Raw genomic sequence first — 26,921 nt, forward strand, 5'->3', positions numbered from 1 at the left:
ATTGAAATACAAAATACAGCTGTTAGAAACCTAGCAGCTGTTTCAATTCCTTTGTATAGGTTCTGCTAACAGGAACCTTTTCTCCGGACTTCATAATTAAATTGTAAGTAGAATTAAACCATGGTTCAATTTCTACAATGGCATCGATATTAACTAAATACGCACGATGAACTCGAATGATAGGCGCGTTTTGCAGTTTTCGTTCAAATGTTACCAAAGGTTCATGAACAAGCAGTTTTTGTTTTTCCGTAGCAACCACCGTTTTTCCGTCCTGCGTTCCCGCATAGAGGATGTCATTTGGATTGATTAACACGATTTTTTCATCCATCGAAACAGCCAGTTTTTCCAAACGTTCGGTTTGAAAAGAATGCCTCCTTGAAGAAAGTGTGATACTCTGCTCGCTTTTGCCTGCGAGTTTAAAAAGCTTATCAATTGTTTGCTGAATCCTTTTTTCATCAATTGGTTTTAAAAGATAATCAACCGCATTGAGTTCAAAAGCTTTAAGTGCATATTCATCAAATGCCGTTGCAAACACAATTAAAGGCGGATAGTCTAACTGATTTAATTTAGCCGCTATTTCAATGCCGCTTTCATCTGCCAGCTGGATATCTAAAAAAATCACATCAATATCGAGAGTTTGCAATTTTGCCAAGGCTATTTCAACACCGTCTGCTTCTCCGGCAATTTCCACCTGCTTACTTCGTTTAAGCAGATAAGACAGCTCATCTCTTGCAAGTGGTTCATCATCCACGATAAATGCTTTTAACACTTTCTTCCCCCCACTTCTGCCCGGTTAACGGCAATTTAATCACAACTCTTGTCCCTTTATCTAGAATACTATCAATCTGAAAAGATGCATGAGGCCCATAAATTTGTTCTATCCTCTTTTTAATATTCCATAAAGCCGTGCCTGTCCCGTCCGTGGAGTCAACTGTTTGATTTCCAAGCACCTCAAGCATTGCTGGTGAAATCCCTTTGCCATTATCCTCTGTAACCAAGACCATTCCCTCTTCCTCTAGGAACGCACGTACTTGGACGGTTCCGGCTTTTGCTTTTGAAAAAGCATAACGAATCGCGTTTTCAACGAGGGGCTGCAGGGTAAACGGTGGAACCAGTACCCCTTCCAGTGAGGCATCAATATCAAATTCCACTTCATAACGCCCCGGGAATCTTGCTTGTTCAATGGACAGATAGGCTTCTACATGTCCGAGTTCTTTCTCAAGCGGAATTAACCTTTGACGAGCTCCCTGCAGGTTGCTCCGAAAGAAGACACTTAACTGTAGTAAAAGCTTTCTCGCTTGGTCTGCATCATGACGGATTAGGCTTGAAATTGTATTAATGGCATTAAATAAAAAATGTGGATGTACTTGAGCTTGTAATGCTTTGATTTCCGCATCTTTTAACAAACGGCTTTGCTGTTCCAGCTCGGCCATTTCCAATTGGACAGAGAATAATTTCCCTAAGCCTTCTGCAAGCTCACGCTCGACCCGGTCCAGTTTGCTGAAATTCGTAAAATAAAGCTTTAGTGTACCTGCTGTCTTATCATAAACCTTAAGAGGCAAAACAATGGCTGCCTCTAAGGGGCAGTGTGGATTAAAGCATTGAATTTCCTTAGGTGTTTTTGCGATACTTATTTTTCCGTGTTCTAACACCTTTTTTGTTAATTCAGTCGCCATTGTTCCAGACGGAAGATGATGGTCCGCGGCGGCACCAACATGGGCTAACACTTGCTCCTGATTTGTAATTGCTATGGCATCTGCCCCGGTACATTTCAGGATAATCTCCGCTGCTTTGGTACAAGAATCTGGATTTAAGCCCTGCCTGAAAAATGGCAGTGTCTGATTAGCAATATATAATGCTTTATGTGTCTCTAATGCCCTTGTCCGTTCCTGTTCTTTAAATATATCCTGGATGATAAGTAAAAATATAAGTGTCCCAAAACCATTTATGGCAACCATAGGAAAGGCAATAAGTTTTACAAGATTTAGGGCTTCATCAAAAGGATTAGCTATTAAAAGAATGATCCCCATCTGGAGACATTCCATTAAGATCCCCATGATAACGGCTTTTGAAGTCGATCGGCTTTCCTTAATTTTAAAACGCTTACTTAAAAAACCCGTAACAACTCCGGCAAAAATGGTGGAAACAGCACACGCAACTGCCGTAAATCCCCCGAGCGATAATCGGTGTAATCCGGCGATCAGGCCTACTCCTATTCCAATCATGGGTCCTCCAAGCAAACCGCCGATAACGACACCCATAATCCTTGTATTTGCAATAGCACCAGCGGTATCAACATCTGTCAGCCAATTCTGTGATGTAATCATTCCATGGCCAATTTCTACACCGGTATAATTGCTGATCACTCCAAAAGCACCAAAAATAGCCATGATCGTTACCTTAGCTGCTATACCACGTTCATTATGTAATACCTGCCTGAATGATTTCATCCTTGATAATATAAATGCAACAATGATGAGAATACCGACTCGTTCAAGCATAAGAGGCAATAACGCAAACATAACATCCCCTACTCTCTTTGCGAAAAAAACCGAACTATAAGAATACTATACCAAAAAAATAGAAAATCGATAAATCAACATACTAGAGTAATATTTTTTCATAAAAAAACCACAGGGGAGTGAACCCTGTGGTGGTAATTCATATCGTTTCAACTGTAACATTCTCTCTTAATTTCAAACGGCGGTCATAGACTAATGTTGTACCGATTGCCGTAATAAATAAACAGATTAACACGGTAAATAAGGCAGACATATTGTAGTGGTCAACCAGGATGCCGCCAAGGACTGGACCAATCATCCTGCCGCCTGTAGCCGTACTGTTGACGATCCCTTGATAAAAACCTTCACGGCCTTTTGGAGCCAGGGCGAAAGCAACGGTAGGAATCGCTGGCCATACGAACATCTCACCTACCGTCAGGATAATCATGGCAACTAAAAAGCCTGTAAAAACACTAGCTTTCCCTGCGGCGATAAAGGAAATAATGAAGATTCCAATCCCAATCAGGACTTGCACCTTTAATGATGAATTCAGCTGCTTTAGGATTCCATTCAAAAGCGGCTGTCCTAAGACAATGAGGGCACCATTGACTGTCCATAGTAAACTATATTGTGTTAGTGTAATATGGATTTCCTGCGTATAGGAGGCAATTGTTGTCGTCCATTGGCTGTAGGCAACCCAGCAAAGCAGATAACCTAGGCATAGAATTAATAATGCCTGGAGATTCATTCTACTAACCATTTTCATCTCGATTTCCTTGTGTTCATGTTTAGCTGTTTGGACAGTAATTCCTTTATATCCGAAAACAGCAATTAATAAGAAGATCACATACATGAGGGTATTTGCCAAGAAAATAAGTTGAAAGGAATAATCGGCAACCATTCCGCCAAGCGAGGCCCCGATGGCAACCCCGACATTTTGCGCAACATATAATGCATTAAAGGATTTACGGCCCCCTTCTTGCCATACGGAACCAGCCATAGCATACATGGATGGAAAAATGATTCCTGTTCCGAATCCTGTGATCGTTAAGAAAACCACATATTCCGGCCAACTATGCCAAATAGATAATCCTATAAGGGCAAATAAGGAGATTACGATTCCAAGAAGTATAGATTTATAGCCGCCTATTTTATCAAACAAATGACCGCCATAAAGGTTTCCAATAACATTTGCTCCTGAATTAAGCATGAGTACAATACCTGCGATAGATAAGGACTTACCTAAGGAATCGTGAATATAGATTGTATTTAAAGGCCATAAAAAAGAAGAGCCTATTACATTCACTGCCATCCCAATGATTAATAGCCATAAGGCACGTGGCATGAAAAACGCTCCTTTACCAAAACTTTTCGATTTTCAAGGTATCATTGTATTCCTTTATTGGGTTATCTGCAATCTTTTTTGTTAGTATGTATTTAAGTTGAAAAATTCTGCTAAATTGGGGATAGGAGGGATGCATTCCTCCGTTCAGTTGCGATTGGTTGGTATTACCCTCCTCATCCCCGAACGCAACTGGATTTCTTCGCTTCGACAGATGAGAGACCTGCTCATCCCCTGAAGGCGAACGAAAGCCTCCGCTTCGACAGTTGAGAGACCTACTCATCCCCTGAAGACGAAATGATTTCCCCGCTTCGACAGATGAGAGACCTGCTCTCCCCTAAAGGGAATCCAGTCTGTTAAATAAAAAGACCTCTCAACAATGTGAGAGGTCTTTGCAAATGGTATTAAGATGATTGTTCTTTTTCTTGATGCATTTTGGATTTCACTGGTTGTCCTTGTTTCTCATATTTCATTTTCGCTTCTTTTATTAAGTCGCGGTCCTGGCCGAGTTCAAGATCCTGATTATTAACCCCATTGCGGGTTTTTTGTTCCGGATTATTTTGCTTCGAACGTTTTTTCAAAATCTTTCCCTCCTCTTAATGAGTCTCTATTATCATGGAATTCTGAAGCTGCTGAATTTGGAGTCTCATTCGATGGAGCTGTTCCCGCTGCTGCGAGTTTGCACTATGGGCCATTTTAGAAATATCATTATAGGTTTCCTCAAGCTGCTGCAGTGCATTTGTATAACCGTCGTCATTATACTGCTCTTGAAGGTTGCTTTCCTTGTATTGCTCCTCTGCAAAGCGGATTGTGTCCTCAACTTGCTGCATTAAATTATCCATTGAGTCGCGAGTAGCCATCTAAGAACCCCCCTCATTGTTTGAAGCACACGCTTCATATCTTATTTTGTTCTCCAATCCTTTTCCTAAACACAAGAAGAGGTCGATAATTATTACCAGCATGGCTAGTGACAATTGTAATTGGATATCAAATGACTTCATGTTAAAATTGTGGTTATGACTTCTTCAACATTAACAAAGGAGGTTTTCTGAATGCTTCAGACAAAACCTTTTCCATATGCGACAGACGATAAACGGTACCATACATGGAATTATCACCTTAAAAACCATTTCGGCCATAAAGTATTTAAAGTGGCCTTAGATGGCGGCTTCGACTGCCCAAACCGAGACGGTACAGTGGCTCATGGCGGCTGTACATTTTGCAGTGCGGCGGGGTCAGGGGACTTTGCTGGTAACCGAGCAGAGTCATTGGAAACACAATTTAATGATATTAAACAAAAAATGCATACGAAATGGAAAGACGGCAAATATATGGCCTATTTTCAGGCATTCACGAATACACATGCCCCTGTGGAAGTTCTTAGAGAAAAATTCGAAACCGTCCTAAAACAAGAAGGGGTTGTTGGTTTATCTATTGCTACCCGTCCCGATTGCCTGCCTGATGACGTAGTCGAATATTTAGCGGAGTTAAACAAACGAACATATCTATGGGTTGAACTTGGGCTGCAAACCGTTCATGAACGGACTGCCTTACTCATTAACCGTGCTCATGATTTTCAATGCTATGTCGATGGTGTTAACAAGTTACGTAAACACGGGATCCGTATCTGTTCCCACATCATCAATGGCCTGCCGCTTGAATCTTATGACATGATGATGGAAACAGCGCGTGAGGTAGCCAAATTAGATGTTCAAGGGATTAAAATCCATTTATTGCACTTATTAAAAGGCACCCCAATGGTAAAACAATATGAAAAAGGAATGCTTGAATTTCTTTCACAAGAGAACTATATAAATTTAGTATGCGACCAATTAGAAATTTTACCGCCAGAAATGATTATCCATCGCATTACAGGGGACGGACCAATCAATTTAATGGTGGGCCCAATGTGGAGCGTGAATAAATGGGAAGTGCTAAATTCGATTGATGCCGAATTGAAGCGAAGAAACAGTTGGCAAGGGAAATTTTATGAGCAAAATGCGGGGAATTTATCATGAAAATGGAACGAATTCTCCCCTTTGCAAAAACCTTACTTAAAAATGCCATTAGCCCCGGAGATATTGTAGTTGATGCCACGTTAGGGAATGGACATGACACTTTATTTTTAGCAGATTTAGTTGGGGAAACAGGAAAGGTTTATGGGTTCGATGTACAGCAAGAAGCCATTGAGGCAACTAAGAAACGATTAATCGAGAATCACCTGCTAGACCGAGTAACGATTTTCCATGCCGGCCACGAACATGTTTCTGTCAAGATACCTGATGTGGAAAATGGGAAAATTACTGGGGCTATTTTTAATCTTGGCTATTTACCCGGCGGTGACAAAAGCATTGTCACTCATTCTGAGTCAACCATTGCTGCTATAGAACAGTTATTGGCGATCATGGCTCCCAAAGGAATAATCGTCCTTGTTATTTATCACGGTCATGAACAAGGAGCAGTCGAACGAGATGACTTGCTAGAATACTGTCAAAAACTCGATCAAAAAAAAGCCCATGTTCTTAGATACCAATTTATTAACCAGCAAAATAACCCGCCATTCATCCTTGCCATTGAAAAAAGATAAAACCAGGCCGAGCCTGGTTTTTTACTTTGTTATCGATCGTGTGATAAATGCTGGAACCGATTTTTGCAAGGAACGATAAGCTAGTCCATTAAAATAAAAGAAATAACTAATCCATCCACCTGATTTAATAATTCCTCTAGCTAATTTTCGCACATTTTTCTGTTTACGAACCTTTGCATCTGATAAATAAATACCTAATAAACCGCGATTAATAAGCTGATGGAATCTTTTGTGCGGCAAAAATTCAGTATGCCGGTCAGCTTCAGTGACAAAATGCTTTAACCGTTTAAAAAGCTTTTCCTCACTTTTATAATAGGTGCAAAAATTCAAGTCACCGCCGATAATATCTTCCTCTTGATCAATAAAATAATCTAAAAGGATATGTAAGCCTTGAATATAAGGAAAGTAACCCTCCCTAATGTTTCTTGCATCCTCTAATTGAAAATCCACACGCATCGCATACGAAACTAAGCAAAAGATGCCTAAGGTGGAACCGGAACAGGCCGAAAATTCATACCACTCCATCTCAGGAAGGTTTTCTTGATATCTGTTAAACCAATTTTTTAAACGTGGTACTCTCTCTTCCTTCACCACATGTTTATGAATTTGTAAATCACAGTAATAACGACAGAGTTCTTGAAGGTAATCTTCGATTAGATGATAATTTTCTACTTCCCTTAAAACGGTACGGCATGTTTGGGATAAGTCATGTAAATACCCGTCATCCTCCTGGTCTTCCCGGAGTTGATAGTAATTTTTCTCTTCAGCCTCTAACAACAGTGCATCCGACATGGATTCATGCAGAAATGCAAAATCATTGGGATCTAGTGACGTACTGCGATCACAAAGATTATCCAAGTAATCACTGATGGTTTGATAGGCAACAATAAATTTCACCGCTTTTTTATAATCTTCCCCGGCAGCGAGCGCGAGAATGGCTCCGCCTTCGCAATGGAAGGTTTTATGTTCGATACTGGCAAGCGCCTGATTCCTTAATTCTGGATTAGGAATCCTTTCAGCCCGGCTTCTCCAATAAGCCAATTCTTCGTGAACTGCAGGAAGGATTTTGCGGTAGACCCTTGACATAAGGGTGATTGGCATCATGGAAAACATCTACCTTTCTTATACAATATACCCAATAGCTTTTAATTGACTATAAACAAAATCCTTAGCATATTCAAATACTTCTTCCCGCTCAGGTTCATTGAAAATTTCATGATAGCACTTTGGCCATTCTTTAAACCTTTTCTCTGATAATGGAACATGATTAAACCATTCCTTCACGGTCGCTTTATTAACAATTTTATCGTCCCCGCCCTGCATGACGAGCATCGGGAGGTCCTGTGTATCTTCTAGATTTTCAAATGCCTCTTTAATAGCTCCCACAAGTTCACGATACCAGCGAATGGATATTTTCGTCACGTAAAGTGTATCATTAGCATCCGCTTCACGGACATCTTCGTTTTTCGTGGCCATTTGCACGGTCAAACCAGAATTCATTCTAAGGGATGGATACACCACATTTAATACATGTGATAAGCCGTTTAAAAATTTAGATGGAGCCGAAACCAGGCCCAAACATGGTGAGGAAAGGATCACCCCTGCAACATTCAATTGTTCTTCCTGTAATAAACGAATGGAAATCAAGCCGCCCATGCTGTGACCTAATAAAAACACTGGAAGGTTATACTGATAGGCTGTCTGCACCCAGTCCTTTACCTCGATAATGTACTCATCAAAGGAATCGATATGGCCGCGGCGGGACCTTGTCGTCATCCCCTGCCCTGGAAGGTCGCCCATGATAACATGGAAACCAGCTAAACGCCACATTTCAATCAGCCATCCGTACCGGCCATGATGTTCCATTGCACCATGCACCATGACAATTACTGCTTTTGCCTCCCCTTCTGCTTCCCATTTCCACATAAGTCGTCCCCCTTGAGAAAAATTGCTTGTTTAATTATAAGTAATTTTCATAACAAAATTTATTTTTTGAAAATCTCTTAGATTATTCGTTAAAATAGACTTATCATATACAAAGGAGCGAATCTGAATGATCTACCCTTATAAAGATAAATATCCGTTAATTGCTGAGACTGCTTTTATTGCCGATTATGTTACCATTACAGGTGATGTTGAAATTGGCGAGCAGTCGAGTGTCTGGTTTAACACAGTTATTCGAGGCGATGTAGCCCCAACAAAAATAGGTAATAAGGTTAATATACAGGATAACTCTATCTTACACCAAAGTCCTAATAACCCGCTAATTTTAGAAGATGACGTGACGATCGGACACCAAGTCATACTTCATAGCTGTATTGTTAGGAAAGGGGCTTTGGTAGGCATGGGATCGATTATTCTCGATCAAGCAGAGATTGGTGAGGGTGCCTTTATTGGAGCCGGAAGCCTTGTGCCTCAAGGAAAAAAAATCCCTCCTAATACCTTAGCATTTGGCAGACCAGCAAAAGTTATTAGAGAATTAACAGACGAAGACAAAAAAGAAATGAAACGTATTTATACAGAATATGCCGAGAAAGGGCAGTATTATAAGTCATTACAATCATAAAATTAACAAAAGCACCCAAAATTGATGGGTGCTTTTTGCTATTAATGCTTCAATGATTGTAATTCTTTTTGCATTGCATAATCACGCTGAAAAGTGTAGACATTTTCCACATAGACTTGATGCCATACCATAAACATAAGAACAGTCCAGATCTTCCGGCTGTTATCAGCCTTGCCTTGACAGTGATCTTCAAGTAAGCCCAAGACATAAGATTTGTTGATTAGATGCTCCGTGTTGCTTTCACGGATAATCTTTTTCGCCCATTCATTCATTTCATTCTTCAACCAATGACGAATCGGTACAGGGAATCCTAACTTTTTGCGGTTAAGCACATGCTCTGGCACTACGCCTTCCGCTGCTTTACGTAAAATATATTTCGTTGTACCATTAGCTGTTTTTAAGCTGGTTGGAATTTTTGAAGCAACCTCAAACACTTCTTTATCCAGGAATGGCACCCTAAGTTCTAGTGAATGAGCCATTGTTACCCTATCCGCTTTCAGTAGAATATCTCCGCGCATCCAGGTGTGGATATCAATATACTGCATCCGGTCAACCGGGTCATAACCTCTTGATTCCTGGTAAAGCGGGTTGGTAACATCCAAATAATTTAGACCTTCACGGTAGACATTTAATAAATCGCGCTTTTCTGCTTCAGTGAACATCTTGGCATTGCCGATATAACGTTCTTCCATTGGAGTTACGCCGCGTTCAATAAAGCTTTTCCCTTTCATTCCTTCAGGCATCATTCCGGCAATACCTCTTAATAACACTTTACCAACCCTCGGTATTTTATTAAAAACCTCTAACGATTGAGGCTCGCGGTAGATATTATAACCGCCGAATAATTCATCGGCTCCTTCACCTGAAAGAACTACGGTAACATGTTTACGTGCTTCTCTTGCAACAAAATAAAGCGGAACACAGGCTGGGTCAGCGAGTGGATCATCCATATGCCACATGATTTTAGGAATTTCATTCATATATTCTTCAGGTGAAATGATGTAACTGATGTTTTCAACACCAAGCTTTTCAGCAGTTTCTTTCGCCACATCGATTTCACTGAATCCATTGTGTTCAAAACCAACAGAGAATGTCTTAATCGCAGGATGAAATTCTTTTGCAATCGAAGCAATAATAGAGGAATCAATTCCCCCGGACAAGAAAGACCCTACAGGAACGTCACTGCGCATATGCTTTTCAACAGAGTCAAATAATACATCGCGGATTTCTTTTGTAAAATCAGCTTCTGTTTTCTGAACAGGCTTAAAATGGGCCTTCCAATATTTTTTCATGACCATTGGAGATCCAATTTTCTTTGTAAAATAGTGGCCTGGCTCTAACTTCTTTATTCCCTCTGAAAGAGTATCCGGTTCAGGAACGAATTGATAAGTCAAATAATGCTGCAGGGCATCATAGTTAAGAACATCATTTTCTAAAGCCAACAGTATGCTTTTCTTCTCTGACGCAAAAAAGGTTCTCCCTCCATCCTCTAAATAAAAGAATGGTTTGATCCCAAACGGATCACGAGCTCCATAAAGGGTTTGTTCCTGCTTATCCCAGATGACGAAACCAAACATTCCGCGCAGCTTTTCTACCGCTTTTTCTTTTAAATGGCTATATAGAGCAATGATAACTTCTGTATCCGAGCTTGTTGCAAATGACAGTCCTTCCTTCAACAACTCTTCACGAAGTTCCACATAGTTATAAATTTCACCATTAAAGATAATCCAGTAACGCTCATTCTCATACGTAAGCGGCTGGTGACCGCTCTCGATATCGATAATACTCAAACGACGGAAGCCAAATTGAATATGGTCATCGTAATAAAAACCATCATCATCCGGCCCGCGATGGGTAATTAAATCGTTCATATTTTTAAATAGTTGTTTTTGTTCATCACTATAGTTTTGTGTTTTGTCGTGTACACAACCGATAAAACCACACATTATGTACCTCACCTACTCCAATTCATATTAAACGTCTTCTAAAAAACATCTCTCTTATACTACCACTATTATAAAAAAAATGGCACTGTGAACATAAGGAAAATTTCAAACACTCACAGGACTCTTCTATCTTGTTCGTCAAAGCGCGTGTAACTGCTGACAAACTAAGCAATCACCAAAGTTTATCACGTTTGATCTGTATCGCCAAGATATCCTTCATTTTTCACTTCTTTGTACCTATCTAAACAGACGAAAATAGAAAAAGGGAGTTACAGTCAGAATGCAACTCCCTTTTTTCTTATAGATTAGCCTGCTGGCGCAGTGCTTCCGCTTTGTCGGTAAGCTCCCAAGGCAGCTCGACATCTGTACGTCCAAAATGGCCGTATGCAGCGGTTTTTTTGTAGATTGGCCGGCGCAAGTCAAGCATGTTAATGATACCAGCAGGGCGCAGATCAAAGTTTTGTTCTACTAGGCCTACTAATGCATCTTCATTTAACTTGCCTGTACCAAACGTATCGATTGAGATGGAAACAGGTCTCGCAACACCTATTGCATAGGCAAGCTGCACTTCCACTTTTTCAGCAAGGCCGGCAGCAACGATATTTTTTGCTACATAACGTGCAGCATAGGCAGCGGAGCGGTCAACCTTTGTAGGATCCTTACCGGAGAATGCCCCGCCTCCATGACGAGCATACCCGCCGTATGTATCTACAATGATTTTACGGCCTGTAAGACCTGCATCCCCCTGTGGACCTCCGATAACGAAACGGCCTGTCGGGTTAATAAAATACTTTGTGTTTTCATCAATTAATTCTTTTGGAACTACAGGATTAATGACATATTCTTTAACGTTACGCTGGATTTGCTCGAGTGAAATTTCAGGATGATGCTGTGTAGAAATAACAATTGTATCAATACGTACAGGCTTATCGTTCTCATCGTATTCAACCGTTACTTGTGTCTTTCCATCCGGACGCAGGTAAGGAAGGATATCCTCTTTACGTACTTCAGTTAAACGTCGTGCAAGTTTATGCGCTAATGAAATCGGAAGCGGCATAAGCTCTTTGGTTTCATTACAAGCAAAACCAAACATTAAACCTTGGTCGCCTGCACCAATGGCTTCAATTTGCTCATCTGACATTTGGCCTTCACGAGCCTCAAGGGCCTGGTCAACACCCATTGCAATATCAGGAGATTGCTCATCAATGGAAGTTAATACGGCACAGGTTTCAGAATCAAAACCATATTTGGCCCGATTATAACCGATTTCCTTAATTGTTTCACGAACAATCTTAGGGATATCGACATAGGTGGATGTGGTGATTTCTCCTGCTACAAGAACTAATCCTGTGGTTACTGATGTTTCAGCAGCAACACGAGCATTAGCATCTTTAGCTAAAATAGCATCTAGTATAGAATCAGAAATTTGGTCACAGATCTTGTCAGGATGACCTTCAGTAACTGACTCAGAAGTAAACAAACGACGTTTTGTTGACATCTGAATTCCTCCTTATTATGGATAACGTGAGGTTTAGCTGTGTGGGTTATGTATACCTTGGGCGTTTAACCTCGGGTTGATACGGAACTCATTCCCTTAGTAGTATGAAATAAACATAGGATTATTATTAAAGAAATGTACTGCCTAGTTACTGATTCAGCATTTTCTCCTAATCCCCTTGAAATTATACGATGGAATAAATGTACGATTATGCAGCTGGCACGTAAAGACAACAAAAAAACCTTTCCATCATATGAGGAAAGGTTTATAAGCAAAAATTTGCGCGCCTTTCACTCTTATCGTTCAAGGCCAAGCCTTGCCTCAGGTTAGCACCTTTGCCCGAAAAAAGGAATCCTTCTTCGTTTGCAGGTTGCTGGGTTTCATAGGGCCTGTCCCTCCACCAGCTCGGGATAAGAGAGTATCCGTTCAAGGGTAAATCATAACCTACTCTTCCGAATATTGTCAACGAATTTATATCATTTTCCCTAAAAAGAGTAAAATGGAACTTTTGCTGTTTTTATGTTTATTCATTTTTTAATCCGTTATGCCTTTATCATTTTTTAACCTGAAAGGGATAAATATTCACAAAATTTCAATTATTAGTATAGACTATTAAAACAAATGTGTTATACTATTTTTAATTATCTCGATAAAGGAAGGTTTCAGACAATGAATTCTGTTCATATTCCAAATGAAATAAAACCATTGTTGCAAGGAAGTCATGTCCAAGTTCAACTATCCGTTCCCCAATTAGTCGAAAAGGTGTTAAAGAGAAAAGAAGGAACACTTACCTCAACGGGCGCTATTTGTGTTTCTACTGGAAAATATACCGGGCGTTCGCCGCAAGATAAATTTATTGTGATGGAGGAGTCTACTAAAAACAAAATTGACTGGGGCACTACAAACCAGCCCATTTCTGAAGAAATTTTTAAAAATTTATTTCATAAGGTACTTGATTATTTAAGAGAAAAAGAGGAAATCTATGTTTTTAAGGGTTTTGCTGGAGCGGATAAAAAGTCCCGCCTCCCGATTCAAGTGATCAATGAATATGCCTGGCATAACCTATTCGCCCAACAATTATTTATCCGTCCAACGGAGGAAGAATTACTAGCCCACGAAACTGGGTTCACAGTGATTTCAGCCCCTAATTTTAAAGCAGATCCAATGATTGATGGTACAAATTCTGAAACCTTTATTATCATCTCCTTTGAACAAAGAATGGTTTTAATTGGCGGGACTGAATATGCCGGGGAAATGAAAAAATCTATTTTTTCTGTGATGAATTATTTACTTCCAGAAAATAATATTTTCTCGATGCATTGTTCAGCAAACGTAGGCCTTGAGGGAGATGTAGCTTTATTCTTTGGTTTGTCTGGAACAGGTAAGACTACTCTTTCAGCCGATCCAAACCGCCGCTTGATTGGGGATGATGAGCATGGCTGGTCATCTAATGGGGTCTTTAATATTGAAGGCGGTTGCTATGCTAAATGTATTAATCTCTCCCGTGAAAAAGAGCCGCAAATCTTTGATGCAATCCGCTTTGGAACTGTACTTGAAAATGTGATTCTCAATAAAGATTCTAGAATTCCTGATTATGATGATGGCACATTAACGGAAAACACAAGGGCCGCCTATCCTATGGAAGCGATAGATAATATCGTTATACCAAGTATCGCCGGTCATCCAAATACGATTGTCTTTTTAACAGCAGATGCTTTTGGCGTATTGCCTCCAATTGCAAAATTAACGAGAGAACAGGCAATGTATCATTTCTTAAGCGGCTATACCTCAAAGCTTGCCGGAACAGAGCGAGGCATAACAGCACCCGAAGCAACCTTTTCCACCTGTTTCGGTGCACCATTCTTGCCGCTCCCTGCCACTCGCTATGCAGAAATGCTGGGTGAAAAAATTCTCGAGCATAACGTAAATGTCTTTTTAGTAAATACAGGCTGGACTGGTGGAGAATATGGAATCGGGAACAGAATGAAGTTGTCTTATACAAGAGCAATGGTGCATGCTGCCCTTGAAGGGGAACTTAACCAGATAGAAACGGTGAAGGATCCAACCTTTGGACTAAATATACCAATCCATGTGGCAGGGGTGCCGGATGAAGTCCTGCAGCCTAGTAAAACATGGTCCGACCCGCTGGCGTATGAGAAAAAAGCAAAAGAACTTGCATTAAAATTCCGGGAGAACTTTAATAAGTTTTCAGATATTTCAGAGGAAATCGAGAAAAGAGGCGGTCCAATCGTCTAAAAGCGGATGGCGCCTAGAGCCGGAACATTCATTCTTCAATCAAAATGCCCCTGCCAACTCTGGCAGGGGCTTAGTATTTATGATGGTTAGTTTGTTGTATTTAATGAAACCAATTGATAAGTTAGCTTAGTTTTATTTTTTTGCCATTCTACTTTCTTAACCAATGCTGTTCCGCTTGAATCACACTCAAGTGTTTTTCTTACCTCAATCGGAATTTCAATAGGATATAGCCTGTATCCGTCTTTTTCTAAAGTAAAAAGATTTTCTTCTACCCTTTGCTCCCTGCCTTTGGTCACAATCAATGTATTCATTTCTAGAGGCATTCCCATAACTATCCGCTCCTCCACTTATAATACCTATATTTTATCATCATTTGGTTTGATTTTTCATCCACTTTGATAAATCCTGGACGACTTTTCTATTCACCTCAGGTGGAAAATAATGCGTAAACTCCTCAAAATACCAGCATTCTACTGGTTTTCCCAGTGACCTTAACCTTCTTTCCAGACGGTGTGCATGTTCGACTGTGACGTTTTGATCGTTCACCCCATGAATAATCAAGACAGGAGCATCCATTCTTTCCAGCTCATAGAGAGCCGTCCTTTCTTTATATCGGTCCGGAAATTTCTCCGGTGTGCCGCCAATCACCCTTTTCATCATTTTTCGCAAATCCTTTCGTTCTTTATAGGTGAGAGTCATATCACTTACCCCTCCCCATGTCACGATTGAGGCTGCTTCGGGATAATGAATGCCTGTCCATAAAGCCATGACCCCGCCCCGGGAAAAACCAAAAATATGAATATGACGAACTCTAGGATGTGATTTTAATACCTCATAGGCAGCATAGGCATCTTCCCTATCTTCCCCTGCAAAATCTTCATTTCCCTCTCCCCCTTGATTTCCCCGGTAGAATGGGGCAAACACGATAAATCCTTCTGAGGCAAACTGGGCAATCCTCGCTGGTCTTACCTTTCCGACATTTTTAATACCGCCTCTTAAATAAAGGAAGCCGTCCAAATTCCCTTCCTGAATAGGCTCTGCCAGCATCCCTTTTACTTTTAGCCCGTTTGATAGGTAGGTAATTATCCTTAATTCTACGTTTGGATTGGGAGAAGGGAAACGGATGCTGTCTAAGATCCTGCCATTATTGATATCCATTAGCTGTCCATCCTTGTGGTAATTTTTTTAAAAATGGGCTGTGTTAATCATATGGATGTTGATTTCCGCTCCAGGCGGCTTCGCTCCAATCAGATACTAAGAATCAACAATTACCTTTAACACAGCCAAAAAATAAATATAACTGGGCATTCACACATTTTTCATCCCTACATACGATATCTTAGGCAATTAGCCCAGATTTATTAAAGGTATTAAAGGGGGCCCTAAAGTGAAAAAATGGTTGAAATTAAGTTTCTCCTTCATTCTCATAAGTGTTCTTATGATTTCATTGGCTGCTTGCAATAATGATACACAGCCGAATCAAAAGAAATTAGAAAAGGTTCGGATTGCCGAAGTCACTCGGTCCATTTTTTATGCGCCGCAATATGTAGCACTTGCCAGAGGTTTCTTTAAGGATGAAGGGTTGGATGTTACCCTCACCACCACTCCTGGCGGCGATAAAACTATGACGACCTTAATCTCAGGCGGCGCAGATATAGCACTTGTTGGGTCAGAAACATCCATTTATGTCTATGCTCAAGGATCAAATGACCCCGTCATCAATTTTGCCCAGCTCACCCAGACAGATGGAACCTTCCTCGTAGCTAGAAAAAAAATAGACAATTTTTCTTGGGATTTATTAAAAGGAAAAGTATTCCTAGGCCAGCGTAAAGGCGGCATGCCGCAGATGGTTGGTGAATATGTCTTAAAGAAACATGGAATTGATCCCCATAAGGACCTGACGTTAATTCAAAATGTGGATTTTGCAAATGTCGCAAATGCCTTTGCTTCTGGAACAGGCGAGTTTGTCCAGTTATTTGAACCAACTGCGAGTATCTTTGAAAAACAAGGAAAAGGCTACATTGTTGCTTCGTTTGGGAAGGAATCCGGTCATGTACCATATACCACTTTTATGAGCAAACAAAGCTATATAAAGGAAAATAAAGACACAGTTGAAAAGTTTACTCGGGCCATTTATAAAGCACAGCAATGGGTAAACACCCATAGTTCCGAGGAAGTAGCTAAAGCAGTCATTTCTTATTTTCCAGATACTGATTTAGATATTTTGATAACTGTTGTCGAGCGATATAAAGCCCAAGGATCATTTGCCACGGACCCCATATTGGATGAGGAAGAGTGGAACAATCTCCAGAACATCATGAGAGAATCGGGTGAGCTTCCAAAAGAAGTGGATCATAAGACTCTTGTAAACACGGACATTGCAGAAAGTGTGAGTAAAGAATAATAAGGAAAGGGAGGCCGTTTTATGAGCTTTTTACAAGTTCAGCATATTCATCATACTTATTTTACCAAAGCCTCTGCCACCACGGCCCTCTCCGGTATATCACTAACTGTTGAGGAGGGAGAATTTGTCTCCCTTCTCGGCCCTAGTGGCTGTGGTAAGACCACCCTTCTCTCGATCATTTCCAGCCTTCTTAAACCCACACATGGGTCGGTCCTCTTAGAAAACAAACCTGTTTCCACCTCTAAAAATGAAATAGGGTACATGCTCCAACAGGATTATTTATTCCCTTGGAAAACCATTGAAGAGAACATTTTATTGGGCCTTAAATTATCTAAAAGGCTTAACGATAAATCAAAGTCTGCTGCACTAAACTTATTAAACCAGATTGGCTTAAAGGGTGTCGAAAACCACCTGCCAAAGCAATTATCAGGCGGAATGAGGCAGCGGGCCGCCCTTGTTAGAACGCTGGCAACGGAGCCAAAGCTTTTAATGCTTGATGAGCCCTTCTCTGCGCTGGATTATCAAACCAAACTAAAGCTTGAGGATTTAGTCTCACGCACGTTGGATGAGTTTGGTAAAACAGCGATCCTTGTGACACATGATATTGGCGAGGCGATTGCGATGAGCGACCGCGTCTTCCTTCTATCTGCAAAGCCTGGTAAAATCCATCAAATATTTGAAATACCCGAAGTGCTAAAAAAGCTGTCTCCTTTTGAAGCAAGAAATCATGAGGCCTTTCAGGGAATGTTTCAAGTGATATGGAAGGAGTTGGAATCTCTTGAATCAAGACATGAAAACACATGAACTCCTCCATAAAAAATTCTTAAGGTCATTAAAAATTGAAAAAAGATGGGTCCGTTTTTATCAGCTGATTATCTTCCTGTTCATTTTTTCGGGTTGGGAATTATTCAGTCGGATGCAGTGGATTGATCCGCTTATTTTCAGTTCTCCTGCAAAAATTTGGGCTTTAGGGATAGAAAAAATTCAAGATGGCTCACTACTAACAAATATAGGGGCCACTTTGATGGAAACAGTCATTGGATTTATCGTTAGTACGATCTTGGGCGTTATTATCGCCGCCGTTCTATGGTGGTCCCCCTTCCTATCGAAAGTACTTGACCCCTATCTTGTGATTTTTAATGCGATGCCAAAAGTGGCTTTAGGACCGGTAATTATTGTTGCCCTTAGTCCTGGGTATACCTCTATTATCGCCAATGGGGTCATTATTTCTGTTATTATTACTGCCATGGTTGTGTACACTTCCTTTAAAGAAGTCGACCCGAATTACTTAAAGGTCCTTCGAACGTTTGGAGCGACACGCGTTCAATGTTTTAAGGAGGCAATCATTCCGGCCAGCTTCCCCGCCATTATCTCAACTCTAAAGGTTAATGTGGGACTTTCATGGGTCGGGGTAATCGTTGGAGAATTCCTTGTTTCAACGAAAGGGCTTGGTTACTTAATTATTTATGGATTTCAGGTATTTAATTTTACACTGGTCTTTTTATCCCTGCTGGTTATTGCTGCATTTGCGACGATTATGTATCAGATCGTTGATTTAATAGAGAAAAAACTGATTAAAGAATAGCAGAGGACATCATGCTTCTGCTATTTTCATTCGCTCTTTAAAGGCGACTAATATAGTTTAAACATTCTTCGATAACCCGATCTTTCATAATAAAGCTATACTGTTCGGAAAAGCGGAGCTGTAAAAGATCCCCCTCTACGACAACAGGTCCGTTGGTTTCAAAATAAATTCCGGTCTTCTCTATCCTGGCCACTTCCCCCCAGAATACAGCTTTTACAAATCCTCCATCTTCAGTGTCATTTACTTTATATTCTGCTATGAATTCAAGATGATCAAGAATCGCACCTGTCTCCTCGAAGGTTTCCCTTCTAGCTGCTTCCTCAAGCGTTTCTCCCGGTTCAACCTTTCCTCCTGGAAATTCCAGACCCCGAATTTTATGGTTTGTTAAAAACCAGCCATCCCTTAGTTGACAAACAACCAAAACATGCTTAGCCTTCATAGTAAAGGCGTTATGACTAAAGGCAAGTTCTATTTTATTACCATTAAAATCAAGAAACTGTATCATCTTTATCCGCCCCAAAATTTTTTTAATGTTATAATTATATATAAAAAAGAAGAATCCTTAAACTGTTGGATTCTCCGGGCAGCATTCATTGATTTTTAGGTAAAATATTCATACTCTCAATATGATTTTTAGCATCTTGGTCCCCAAGTTGATGCAGCATACTGTAAACTTGTTGAATGGTACTATCGTACTGGTCATTTTCTCTGTCATAATGGTATTGTACAAAAGGGACATGGGCTCTAAAGAAGTTTTTCCACTCAGTGGAATAGTTCTGATCAAACAGCTCTCTTAATTGGGTAATTTCTTCATCAGTTGCTTCGATTTTATAGCTCCAGGTAGAATCTGTAGCACTAGTAGATATTTGTCCTGTCCCTACATCAATAAAATAGGTTTTCTTTTGGACATCCATGACTTCAACCCCTTTTACTGTTTAGTAATGTACAAATGAGAAATTTTTATTCTTTTTTCACATTTCGACTCATTTTTTAGCTGTGTATCCTATATAATAAACATACACCTAAGAAAACAGATTTTTCAGTTAATTCGAATTTTGAAAGGAAGGGATGATTTCTTTCGTTAATGGGTATCCAATAAATAAAGTGTATTTACTTTTAGTCCCAGAGAGCAAACATTTTAGCAGGAGGTGGAAAAATGAAATTAGTCGATGAATTATATGCAATGTACCGGAACAAATTAACCGGTGATGAAGAGGATATCGATATGCTGACGTTTGCCTTTTTAGAAGAGATGTCACATGAGGATTTACTTGCCTTAATTCAAGAAATGGATAAACAAGAACTATATGATTTAATGGGCCTTTATCTGATTGAGAGCTTAAAGGGAAAGTTTGCTCAAGAAGAGTACGGCCAGCATCGTACACATACTTATTATCCTAGGAATATACATTGAATTTTACATAACACCTGACAACTGGAAGCGGAAGCGCTTCCTTTTTAATTGTATTTTTTCAAAAATACCTATTTTTCGTGGTACAATGTAAAAAAGGGGGAATGAATATGTATACAGTTATGGTCGTAGGTATTATTATTGTTATCGTCATTTTACTGCTTGCCGTGGGCACTACTTCTAGAGCCTATTCTTATAAGCATACCGTTGATTCGCTGGAAGATAATCCATATATGGATCAGGAAGAAAGCAAACCACAAGAAGACAATCATAAAGTATAAAAAATTCCTATTCTAAGTTTGAATAGGAATTTTCTCTTTTTAAGCAAATACTTGCTTTAATTCATCTTTACTGTGTTCAAGCCAAAAGCGCATTAACCGTTTAGCACCTTCTAAATCATGCAATTTTGCTTGGCCGCATTGTCTTTCATTCGCAGCAGGAACCTCGATGATTTCAACGGCATCTTTCATCGTATCTTCTAAAAGATCGATGATTTCCTCAACCGTTGGTTCTCCGCTTACCACTAAGTAATAGCCAGTCTGGCAGCCCATTGGCGAAATATCAATGATGTCAAAATGACTATACTTCTCAGAATGCTTGCGGATATTAAAAGCAAGTAAATGCTCTAATGTATGAATCGCATCTGGTTTCATTGCCTGCTTATTTGGCTGGCAAAAACGGATATCATATTTATTAACAACACCGTCACTCCCCACTTTATGAACACCGCAATGTCTTACGTATGGGGCTTTAACAGCATTATGATCCAAATCAAAACTTTCTACTGAAGGCATGTAATTCACTCCTTTTTGTAATCTTCTATCATCATACAATAAAATCCGACTAAATACATCACCTTTATTACATTTAACAATTTAGACCATAATTTATATTTATGGTATGTTGTAAATAAGATTCCTGATCAAAAAGGAGATTTTTATATTGAAAAAAATTATTCTTCTGTTCATTCGTTTTTATCAAGTAGTCATTTCACCAATCAAACCGCCTACGTGCCGCTTCTATCCCACATGTTCTCAATATGGACTAGAAGCGATTCAACGATTTGGTGCAATTAAAGGCGGCTGGCTGACTTTGAAGCGGATAGCAAAATGCCATCCGTTTCACCCAGGAGGAGTTGATCCTGTTCCCGAAAAAAAGCAGGATTAGTTTTTAGAACCGTCTACAATTAAATCGAGCTTTCCTGTCTTAGGATCAATCACTAAACCGTGAACAGGGACATCTTTTGGCATTAATGGGTGATTTTTGATCATATCCACACTATGCTGGACACTTTCGGTCACACTATCAAAGCCATGGAGCCACTGTTCAATGTCAATTCCGGAATATGTAAGGGTTTTGAGTGTTTCTTCCGATATCCCTCTTGCTTTCATACTTTCAATCACAGGCTCCGGCTTCATTCCGAGCATACCGCAATCGTGGTGGGCAATAACCAAGACTTCCTGCGCTTTTAATTGGTATAAAGCAACTAAAATACTGCGCATTACACTTCCAAAAGGATGTGACAATAGTGCTCCTGCATCCTTAATAATTTTTGCATCCCCATTCCCCAAATTCAAGGCTTTAGGAAGCAGTTCCAAAAGACGTGTATCCATACAAGTAAGGATCACCATCTTTTTATTAGGGAATTTGGTTGTCTCATACTTCTCGTATTCATGATTTTCTACAAATTTCTCATTGTAATCTAAGATCTCGTTTAAAATTGTTGTCATTTCTAATCCCATCCTTTCCTACTAAGCATACATAATATGCCTATCAGGAAACAAATATTATACTTGCAAATAAGCTATTTTTTTTGTATTATACAAATGGAAATCGGAATCGTTCCGTATTATGATCAATTATCTTTTCAGAATTTCAAAAATTTTTAAATAATAAATCGTAATTAATCCGATTTAATTTACATTTGAAGGAGTACGTATGAAAAAGATTATTCTTATCCTCTCTCTATTCCTGCCATTGAGCTTGGTTTTATCGGGCTGTACCAATGAAGGTAACAATGAAACCAAAGAAAAAAAGAATCAATTAACTGTCTATACCACTGTTTTTCCACTACAATATTTTACCGAACAAATTGGCGGTAAGTATGTGGATGTAAATACCATTTATCCTCCAGGGGCAGATGAACATACCTTTGAGCCATCCCAAAAAGATATGATGAATTTAGCGGATTCAGACTTATTTTTCTATATTGGCCTCGGCTTAGAAGGGTTTGTAGAAAAGGCAGAAGGAACATTAAAAGATGAAAATGTTGAACTTGTCGCAACAGCTTCTAAATTAAAGCTGCCAACAGCTGCGGGCTCCAATGAAGAGGATGAACACGAAGAGCATGAGCACAGTGATATCAATCCCCATGTTTGGCTCGATCCCGTATATTGTAAGGAAATGGCCGCAGTAATTCGTGACCATTTAGTAAGTAAAATGCCCGAAAATAAAGACTTTTTTAATAAAAATTACGAGACACTTGCAAAAGAGTTAGATGATCTGAATAAAAGTTTCGAACAAACGATATCAACCGCAAAACACAAAAAGATAATGGTCACACATGCCGCTTTTGGTTATTGGGAAAACCGTTATGGCCTAAAACAAATTAGTATCTCTGGCCTTTCAACAACCAATGAACCAACTCAGAAACAACTTGAAAATATTATTTCTACCGCAGAGAGTAATGACATTCATTATATCCTTTTTGAAGAAAACGTCCAATCAAAACTAGGCAAAGTTGTTCAGCAGGAGATGAGGGCAAAAGCTCTATCTATCCACAATTTGGCCATACTTTCAAAGGAAAATCTTAAAAATAAAGAAACCTACTTTACTCTAATGAATGCTAATTTAAAAACTTTAGAAAAAGCTTTAAATAATTAATCTTTGACCTCCTTAACCTCGGGAGGTCTTTTTATTTTTTAAATTACTTTGGAAATAATTACATAGGATTCCTCTTCTTGCAAACAATAACTTCATATGTGTCTGAAGAGAAAGGAAGATTTTAGGATGACTGACTTAGTTATTGCCAGGAGTTTATTTGGTACGACGATGGGGTTTCATATCATTTTTGCGACAATTGGAGTGGGACTGCCATTGATGATATTAACAGCCGAGCTTCTCTATCAAAGAACCAAGGATATTGAATATGTAGTGATGGCCAAAAGATGGACAAAGGCATTTGCTGTCCTCTTGGGAGTAGGAATCCCCACTGGCACAATTGCAGGGGTGCAGCTATCATTACTTTGGCCTGGTTTTATGGAGGTCATTGGCAGAGTCATGCCGCTCCCCTTCCAAATTGAAATCTATGCCTTTTTTATCGAGGCTTTATTTATGTCGATTTATGTTTATGCTGCCGAAAGGATCGCTCCATGGATGAGAATTACGAGCCTCGTCCTCGTTGTGATTGGTGCGATGGGTTCTGCTGTATTGATTACAAATGTCCATGCCTTTGAAGGAACACCAGCCGGTTTTAATATCGTCAATGGAAAAATAGTAGATATTGACCCATGGGCCGCCTTTTTTAATCCCAGCTTTTTTGTAACCGCCGGACATGTGGCGCTGTCTGCTTATACAACAGGGGCTTTTATTGTCGCAACTGTTTCCGCCTACAAAATGTTAAAAGCAGAGACAACTTCGAGAATCTATCGGTTCCATCAAAAAGCATTAATGTTAAGTTTAGTTGTCGGCGGGATTTTTTCATTATTGACAGCCTTGAATGGCCATGAATCAGCACAATACCTTCACAAATACCAGCCGGAAAAGCTAGCCGCTGCTGAAGGGTTATTTGAAACACAATCCCATGCTCCCTTAACCATTGGCGGGCTTACCGATAAAGAAACACAGGAGGTTAAGTGGGGGATTGAGATTCCGTGGGCTTTAAGCTTTTTAGCTGGCAACAGCTTTGACACAGTTGTAAAAGGTTTAAACGACTTCCCGGAAGAGTACTGGCCGCCAATGTTCATACATACTTTATTCAATGCCATGGTTGGGGTCGGTTCATTGCTGATTTTGATTTCATTCCTTGGTCTGGCCATAAAAAAGATTCTAAAAAAAGCTGACTTTCCCAAATGGTTAATGTGGCTGTATGTCCTATCGGGTCCACTCGCTGTATTAGGCATTGAGTTCGGATGGATTTTTGCCTGTACAGGAAGGCAGCCATGGACGATTTATCGGATTCTGTCCACAGCCGATTCAGTAACAACGTCTACCAATCTTGGCACACTTTTTGCCCTATTTGCTTTGGTATATGCTATTTTGGCTTTCTCCGTACTTTTTGTACTTAGATATTACTTTAAGAAGAATTCCGTCATCGATGACCTCAACAGGGCTGAACAAAAGGGTGTACCCTTATTTAGTTCGAATTCTTAAGGAGGTGGAATACCCGTGTTGGATGTTTACTTAGCGGTAACAGTACTATGGGGATTTGTGTTTATCTATGCTGTTATGGCAACAATGGATTTCGGTGCTGGTTTTTGGTCCATGTTTTATATCAATCGAACCAAAACAAAAGCAACGAACATTGCCAATCGTTATCTCTCCCCTACCTGGGAGGTAACGAATACCTTTATTGTTGCTTTGGTGGTTGCTGTATATAGCCTGTTCCCAAGAGGGGCCTATACGCTCGGAACGATCCTGTTGGTCCCAGGCAGCCTCATTCTTTTATTACTTGCCATTCGAAGTGCTTTTCTTGTTTTTTCTCATATTGCAGATGAATATAAAAAACCACTCACGTATATATCAGGAATCTGCGGGATCTTGATTCCAGGTTTATTAATTAGTGTTCTGCCTATATCACATGGATACTATGTCACCTTTGCAGATAATCGGCAAACATTGGATTTAGCCGGACTTTTTACGAGCCCAAATGAATATGCCTTTTTCGGTTTTGCGATAACAAGCACCTTATTCCTTTCCTCCCTATTATTAGCTGACTATTCAAAAGCATCCGAGGAAATCGAGGCTTACTATGTGTACCGCAGGGATGCCCTAATAATAGGGCCGATTTCATTATTGATGGCTTTTTTAATTATGATTACATTAAAAAGTGAAGCAGCGTGGATTTACAACAAAATGATGGACAACTTAGTATTTCTTTATTTATCACTTGCTTGCTTCTTAATCGGTGGATTGGGGCTATTGCTCCCTTCTGCAAAAGCAAAAGGCTGGCCCCGTTTATCGGTAATTGCGATTACTGTCCAGTATTTACTTGCAAGCTATGTCTATGGCAGGGCTCATTTGCCATACATTGTCTACCCTAAAGTAACCATTCATTCGGCATTTACGGACCCAAATTCTTTTCGAGCCATTTTTATCACCTATATCGTTGGGTTCGCTATCCTGTTTCCTGGGTTTATTTACTTTTGGAGCCTGTTTATGAATGATAAACGGTACTTAAGACAAATCAAACTGGGCAAAAAGTGACATCCCTTATCTGGAAGGCATAGGTTTTAAATATTTTTCACATGCTAATTTTGTATCCAAATTTTAAGGAGTGATACAAAATGGCAAAAGATGTTTTATGTGAAGTAAATAACTGTACCTTTTGGGGAAATGGAAATAAATGTAATGCAGACCGTATCTATGTCGTAAGCCACACAGGTGAAACGGCTGACAATAGCAGGGAAACCGACTGTAAGACATTTGCGCCTGTCGAATTATCATAAACAAATACAAAAGGTGAATCAGGACATGCTGATTCACCTTTTCTTATCTAAAATCAAATATCCTTTTCGATAATAATGTTTCGTTTAACCTTTTTTCATTTATAGAAAATCCAATACCAGGAGAGTTAGGAACTTTGATTAGCCCATCTTTCACTTCTACCTCCGGATCAATTATATCTTCCTCCCAAAAACGGTTTGATGAGGATATATCTCCCGGAATGGTAAACCCCGGCAATGAAGCCAAGGCAATATTATGAGCACGTGACACCCCGAATTCAATCATTCCTCCACACCAAACAGGAATATTATGCAGAAAGCAGTAATCATGAATTTTCTTTGCTTCTAAAAGTCCCCCTACCCGGCCAACTTTTATATTGATCACTCGACAACTGCCCAATTCGACCGCCTTTCTGGCATCCTCGAAATTCACGATGCTTTCATCCAGGCAAATGGGGGTCTTCATTTCTTTTTGCAGTATTGCATGTTCAATAATATCATCTTGGCCCAGCGGCTGCTCAATCATAAGCAAATTGAGTTCGTCTAATGCTTTAATACGGTCTATATCATTTAGAGTGTAGGCAGAATTGGCATCCGCCATAATGGGCAGTTCGGGATATACCTTCCGAATTTCTGCCAGAAAGGCATAATCCTGTTTGGGGTTAATTTTCACCTTAATCCGTTGGTAACCCTCTTTTAAATACTGTTCAATTTGTTTAAGTGCGTTTGCAGTAGAATCAGTGGCAACTACAACACCTGATGCAATCACGTTCCGAGTACCGTTCAGCATGGCTGATAAGGAGGATGTCTGCTGTTTCGCATATAAGTCCCAAAGGGCAGTCTCTAAGGCCGCCTTAGCCATATGATTTCTTCTAATGGATTGAAAGGCTTGAGCTGCATCTTCCGGCCGCTTAATCGGATGTTGTTTTAACATCGGAATTAGGATATCCGAAAGCATATGTAAGCTGGTTGTAACGGTCTCCTCGGTATACCAGGGAGTTGAAAAGGCCACCCCTTCTCCGAATCCTGTGATACCGTCTTTATCAGTAATCTTTACTATGATTCCTTCCCGGTTAGCCACTGCTCCTAGGTGCGTTATAAAGGGGGACTTTAAGGGCATTTGAATAATATACAGCTCAATGAGAGCAATGTTCACAGGCGC

30 protein-coding genes and 1 riboswitch are annotated in these 26,921 nt (G+C 39.9%); of the genes, 14 read left to right on the forward strand and 16 right to left on the reverse strand.

Annotation, left to right across the window (positions count from 1 at the left end; all coding sequences use genetic code 11):
* Positions 1-22: 22 nt before the first annotated feature.
* The 5 genes from GXK58_RS15445 to GXK58_RS15465 form a co-directional block, all read right to left on the reverse strand.
* On the reverse strand, positions 23-769 hold the full coding sequence (locus tag GXK58_RS15445) for a LytR/AlgR family response regulator transcription factor (protein ID WP_160724057.1): 747 nt from the start codon (positions 767-769) through the stop codon (positions 23-25).
* Complete coding sequence (locus tag GXK58_RS15450) at positions 744-2,522, reverse strand: sensor histidine kinase (protein ID WP_160724058.1); 1,779 nt, start codon at positions 2,520-2,522, stop codon at positions 744-746. Before GXK58_RS15450 ends, GXK58_RS15445 begins: the two co-directional genes overlap by 26 nt.
* Before the next feature lie 139 nt (positions 2,523-2,661).
* Positions 2,662-3,846: an MDR family MFS transporter gene (locus tag GXK58_RS15455; protein WP_160724059.1), complete on the reverse strand. Its 1,185-nt coding sequence runs from the start codon at positions 3,844-3,846 to the stop codon at positions 2,662-2,664.
* A 401-nt stretch (positions 3,847-4,247) separates the two neighbouring features.
* Entirely contained in the window at positions 4,248-4,424 is a 177-nt protein-coding gene (locus GXK58_RS15460; protein WP_160724060.1) for a glycogen biosynthesis protein GlgD, read from the reverse strand.
* 15 nt (positions 4,425-4,439) lie between these two features.
* Positions 4,440-4,703 (reverse strand): YtzC family protein, encoded by a 264-nt coding sequence (locus tag GXK58_RS15465; protein ID WP_160724061.1) that lies wholly within the window; start codon positions 4,701-4,703, stop codon positions 4,440-4,442.
* A gap of 192 nt (positions 4,704-4,895) precedes the next feature.
* Between GXK58_RS15465 and GXK58_RS15470 the strand changes: the two genes are divergently transcribed.
* On the forward strand, positions 4,896-5,861 hold the full coding sequence (locus GXK58_RS15470) for a TIGR01212 family radical SAM protein (protein ID WP_160724062.1): 966 nt from the start codon (positions 4,896-4,898) through the stop codon (positions 5,859-5,861).
* Entirely contained in the window at positions 5,858-6,430 is a 573-nt protein-coding gene (locus GXK58_RS15475; protein ID WP_160724063.1) for a class I SAM-dependent methyltransferase, read from the forward strand. Before GXK58_RS15470 ends, GXK58_RS15475 begins: the two co-directional genes overlap by 4 nt.
* A gap of 21 nt (positions 6,431-6,451) precedes the next feature.
* On the opposite strand, the gene GXK58_RS15480 is transcribed toward GXK58_RS15475, so the two are convergent.
* Together GXK58_RS15480 and GXK58_RS15485 are read right to left on the reverse strand one after the other, a co-directional pair.
* Positions 6,452-7,534 (reverse strand): tetraprenyl-beta-curcumene synthase family protein, encoded by a 1,083-nt coding sequence (locus tag GXK58_RS15480; protein ID WP_202171378.1) that lies wholly within the window; start codon positions 7,532-7,534, stop codon positions 6,452-6,454.
* 18 nt (positions 7,535-7,552) lie between these two features.
* Positions 7,553-8,356 (reverse strand): alpha/beta hydrolase, encoded by an 804-nt coding sequence (locus GXK58_RS15485; RefSeq protein WP_160724065.1) that lies wholly within the window; start codon positions 8,354-8,356, stop codon positions 7,553-7,555.
* Between the two features lie 127 nt (positions 8,357-8,483).
* Here GXK58_RS15485 and GXK58_RS15490 point away from each other — a divergent pair, with 127 nt between their 5' ends.
* Entirely contained in the window at positions 8,484-8,996 is a 513-nt protein-coding gene (locus GXK58_RS15490) for a gamma carbonic anhydrase (RefSeq protein WP_160724066.1), read from the forward strand.
* Positions 8,997-9,037: 41 nt separating this feature from the next.
* On the opposite strand, the gene asnB is transcribed toward GXK58_RS15490, so the two are convergent.
* Together asnB and metK are read right to left on the reverse strand one after the other, a co-directional pair.
* A complete protein-coding gene (gene asnB / locus GXK58_RS15495) occupies positions 9,038-10,942 on the reverse strand; it encodes an asparagine synthase (glutamine-hydrolyzing) (protein WP_160724067.1) in 1,905 nt (634 codons plus the stop codon).
* Between the two features lie 298 nt (positions 10,943-11,240).
* On the reverse strand, positions 11,241-12,440 hold the full coding sequence (gene metK, locus GXK58_RS15500) for a methionine adenosyltransferase (protein WP_160724068.1): 1,200 nt from the start codon (positions 12,438-12,440) through the stop codon (positions 11,241-11,243).
* Positions 12,441-12,733: 293 nt separating this feature from the next.
* Positions 12,734-12,857, reverse strand: a riboswitch (SAM riboswitch).
* A gap of 252 nt (positions 12,858-13,109) precedes the next feature.
* Here metK and pckA point away from each other — a divergent pair.
* Positions 13,110-14,696, forward strand: coding sequence for a phosphoenolpyruvate carboxykinase (ATP) (pckA, locus tag GXK58_RS15505; RefSeq protein WP_160724069.1), 1,587 nt, complete (start codon positions 13,110-13,112; stop codon positions 14,694-14,696).
* Between the two features lie 86 nt (positions 14,697-14,782).
* Here pckA and GXK58_RS15510 read toward each other — a convergent pair whose 3' ends face one another.
* Together GXK58_RS15510 and GXK58_RS15515 are read right to left on the reverse strand one after the other, a co-directional pair.
* Entirely contained in the window at positions 14,783-15,025 is a 243-nt protein-coding gene (locus GXK58_RS15510; RefSeq protein WP_160724070.1) for a DUF2584 domain-containing protein, read from the reverse strand.
* A gap of 40 nt (positions 15,026-15,065) precedes the next feature.
* Positions 15,066-15,854 carry an alpha/beta hydrolase family protein gene (locus tag GXK58_RS15515; protein ID WP_160724071.1) on the reverse strand — a complete coding sequence of 263 codons (789 nt, stop codon included), beginning with the start codon at positions 15,852-15,854 and terminating at the stop codon, positions 15,066-15,068.
* A 229-nt stretch (positions 15,855-16,083) separates the two neighbouring features.
* Between GXK58_RS15515 and GXK58_RS15520 the strand changes: the two genes are divergently transcribed.
* Genes GXK58_RS15520 through GXK58_RS15530 form a run of 3 tightly spaced genes read left to right on the forward strand, consistent with a single transcriptional unit; the run spans position 16,084 to position 18,685 of the window.
* Positions 16,084-17,100, forward strand: coding sequence for an ABC transporter substrate-binding protein (locus GXK58_RS15520; RefSeq protein ID WP_237389684.1), 1,017 nt, complete (start codon positions 16,084-16,086; stop codon positions 17,098-17,100).
* Between the two features lie 21 nt (positions 17,101-17,121).
* Complete coding sequence (locus GXK58_RS15525) at positions 17,122-17,904, forward strand: ABC transporter ATP-binding protein (RefSeq protein WP_160724072.1); 783 nt, start codon at positions 17,122-17,124, stop codon at positions 17,902-17,904.
* Positions 17,891-18,685, forward strand: coding sequence for an ABC transporter permease (locus tag GXK58_RS15530; RefSeq protein WP_160724097.1), 795 nt, complete (start codon positions 17,891-17,893; stop codon positions 18,683-18,685). Before GXK58_RS15525 ends, GXK58_RS15530 begins: the two co-directional genes overlap by 14 nt.
* Positions 18,686-18,722: 37 nt before the next feature.
* On the opposite strand, the gene ytkD is transcribed toward GXK58_RS15530, so the two are convergent.
* Both ytkD and GXK58_RS15540 read right to left on the reverse strand, forming a co-directional pair.
* A complete protein-coding gene (ytkD, locus tag GXK58_RS15535) occupies positions 18,723-19,190 on the reverse strand; it encodes an RNA deprotection pyrophosphohydrolase (RefSeq protein ID WP_160724073.1) in 468 nt (155 codons plus the stop codon).
* A gap of 85 nt (positions 19,191-19,275) precedes the next feature.
* The gene (locus GXK58_RS15540; protein ID WP_160724074.1) at positions 19,276-19,599 is read right to left on the reverse strand and encodes a hydrolase; all 324 of its coding nucleotides are present in this window, start codon (positions 19,597-19,599) and stop codon (positions 19,276-19,278) included.
* Positions 19,600-19,841: 242 nt separating this feature from the next.
* On the opposite strand from GXK58_RS15540, the gene GXK58_RS15545 reads away from it, so the two are divergent.
* Both GXK58_RS15545 and ytzI read left to right on the forward strand, forming a co-directional pair.
* The gene (locus GXK58_RS15545; RefSeq protein ID WP_098531965.1) at positions 19,842-20,099 is read left to right on the forward strand and encodes a DUF6154 family protein; all 258 of its coding nucleotides are present in this window, start codon (positions 19,842-19,844) and stop codon (positions 20,097-20,099) included.
* Between the two features lie 107 nt (positions 20,100-20,206).
* Entirely contained in the window at positions 20,207-20,377 is a 171-nt protein-coding gene (gene ytzI / locus GXK58_RS15550; protein WP_160724075.1) for a YtzI protein, read from the forward strand.
* Positions 20,378-20,416: 39 nt separating this feature from the next.
* Here ytzI and GXK58_RS15555 read toward each other — a convergent pair whose 3' ends face one another.
* On the reverse strand, positions 20,417-20,890 hold the full coding sequence (locus tag GXK58_RS15555; protein ID WP_160724076.1) for an S-ribosylhomocysteine lyase: 474 nt from the start codon (positions 20,888-20,890) through the stop codon (positions 20,417-20,419).
* Positions 20,891-21,038: 148 nt separating this feature from the next.
* On the opposite strand from GXK58_RS15555, the gene yidD reads away from it, so the two are divergent.
* On the forward strand, positions 21,039-21,263 hold the full coding sequence (yidD, locus tag GXK58_RS15560; RefSeq protein WP_160724077.1) for a membrane protein insertion efficiency factor YidD: 225 nt from the start codon (positions 21,039-21,041) through the stop codon (positions 21,261-21,263).
* Here the strand turns inward: yidD and GXK58_RS15565 are convergent.
* Complete coding sequence (locus tag GXK58_RS15565) at positions 21,260-21,826, reverse strand: beta-class carbonic anhydrase (RefSeq protein ID WP_160724078.1); 567 nt, start codon at positions 21,824-21,826, stop codon at positions 21,260-21,262. The two genes, yidD and GXK58_RS15565, sit on opposite strands and share 4 nt — an antisense overlap.
* Positions 21,827-22,034: 208 nt before the next feature.
* Between GXK58_RS15565 and GXK58_RS15570 the strand changes: the two genes are divergently transcribed.
* The 4 genes from GXK58_RS15570 to GXK58_RS15585 all read left to right on the forward strand — a co-directional run bounded on the left by GXK58_RS15570 (position 22,035) and on the right by GXK58_RS15585 (position 25,762).
* Positions 22,035-22,979, forward strand: a complete 945-nt coding sequence (locus GXK58_RS15570; protein WP_160724079.1) for a metal ABC transporter solute-binding protein, Zn/Mn family — start codon at positions 22,035-22,037, stop codon at positions 22,977-22,979.
* Positions 22,980-23,105: 126 nt separating this feature from the next.
* Positions 23,106-24,467 (forward strand): cytochrome ubiquinol oxidase subunit I, encoded by a 1,362-nt coding sequence (locus tag GXK58_RS15575; RefSeq protein ID WP_160724080.1) that lies wholly within the window; start codon positions 23,106-23,108, stop codon positions 24,465-24,467.
* 15 nt (positions 24,468-24,482) lie between these two features.
* Positions 24,483-25,520: a cytochrome d ubiquinol oxidase subunit II gene (locus GXK58_RS15580; protein ID WP_160724081.1), complete on the forward strand. Its 1,038-nt coding sequence runs from the start codon at positions 24,483-24,485 to the stop codon at positions 25,518-25,520.
* 80 nt (positions 25,521-25,600) lie between these two features.
* The gene (locus tag GXK58_RS15585) at positions 25,601-25,762 is read left to right on the forward strand and encodes a DUF1540 domain-containing protein (protein ID WP_160724082.1); all 162 of its coding nucleotides are present in this window, start codon (positions 25,601-25,603) and stop codon (positions 25,760-25,762) included.
* Between the two features lie 43 nt (positions 25,763-25,805).
* On the opposite strand, the gene menC is transcribed toward GXK58_RS15585, so the two are convergent.
* Positions 25,806-26,915, reverse strand: coding sequence for an o-succinylbenzoate synthase (gene menC / locus GXK58_RS15590; RefSeq protein WP_160724083.1), 1,110 nt, complete (start codon positions 26,913-26,915; stop codon positions 25,806-25,808).
* Positions 26,916-26,921: the final 6 nt, after the last annotated feature.

Source organism: Bacillus sp. USDA818B3_A, from assembly GCF_009928415.1.
Lineage (GTDB): Bacteria > Bacillota > Bacilli > Bacillales > Cytobacillaceae > Neobacillus.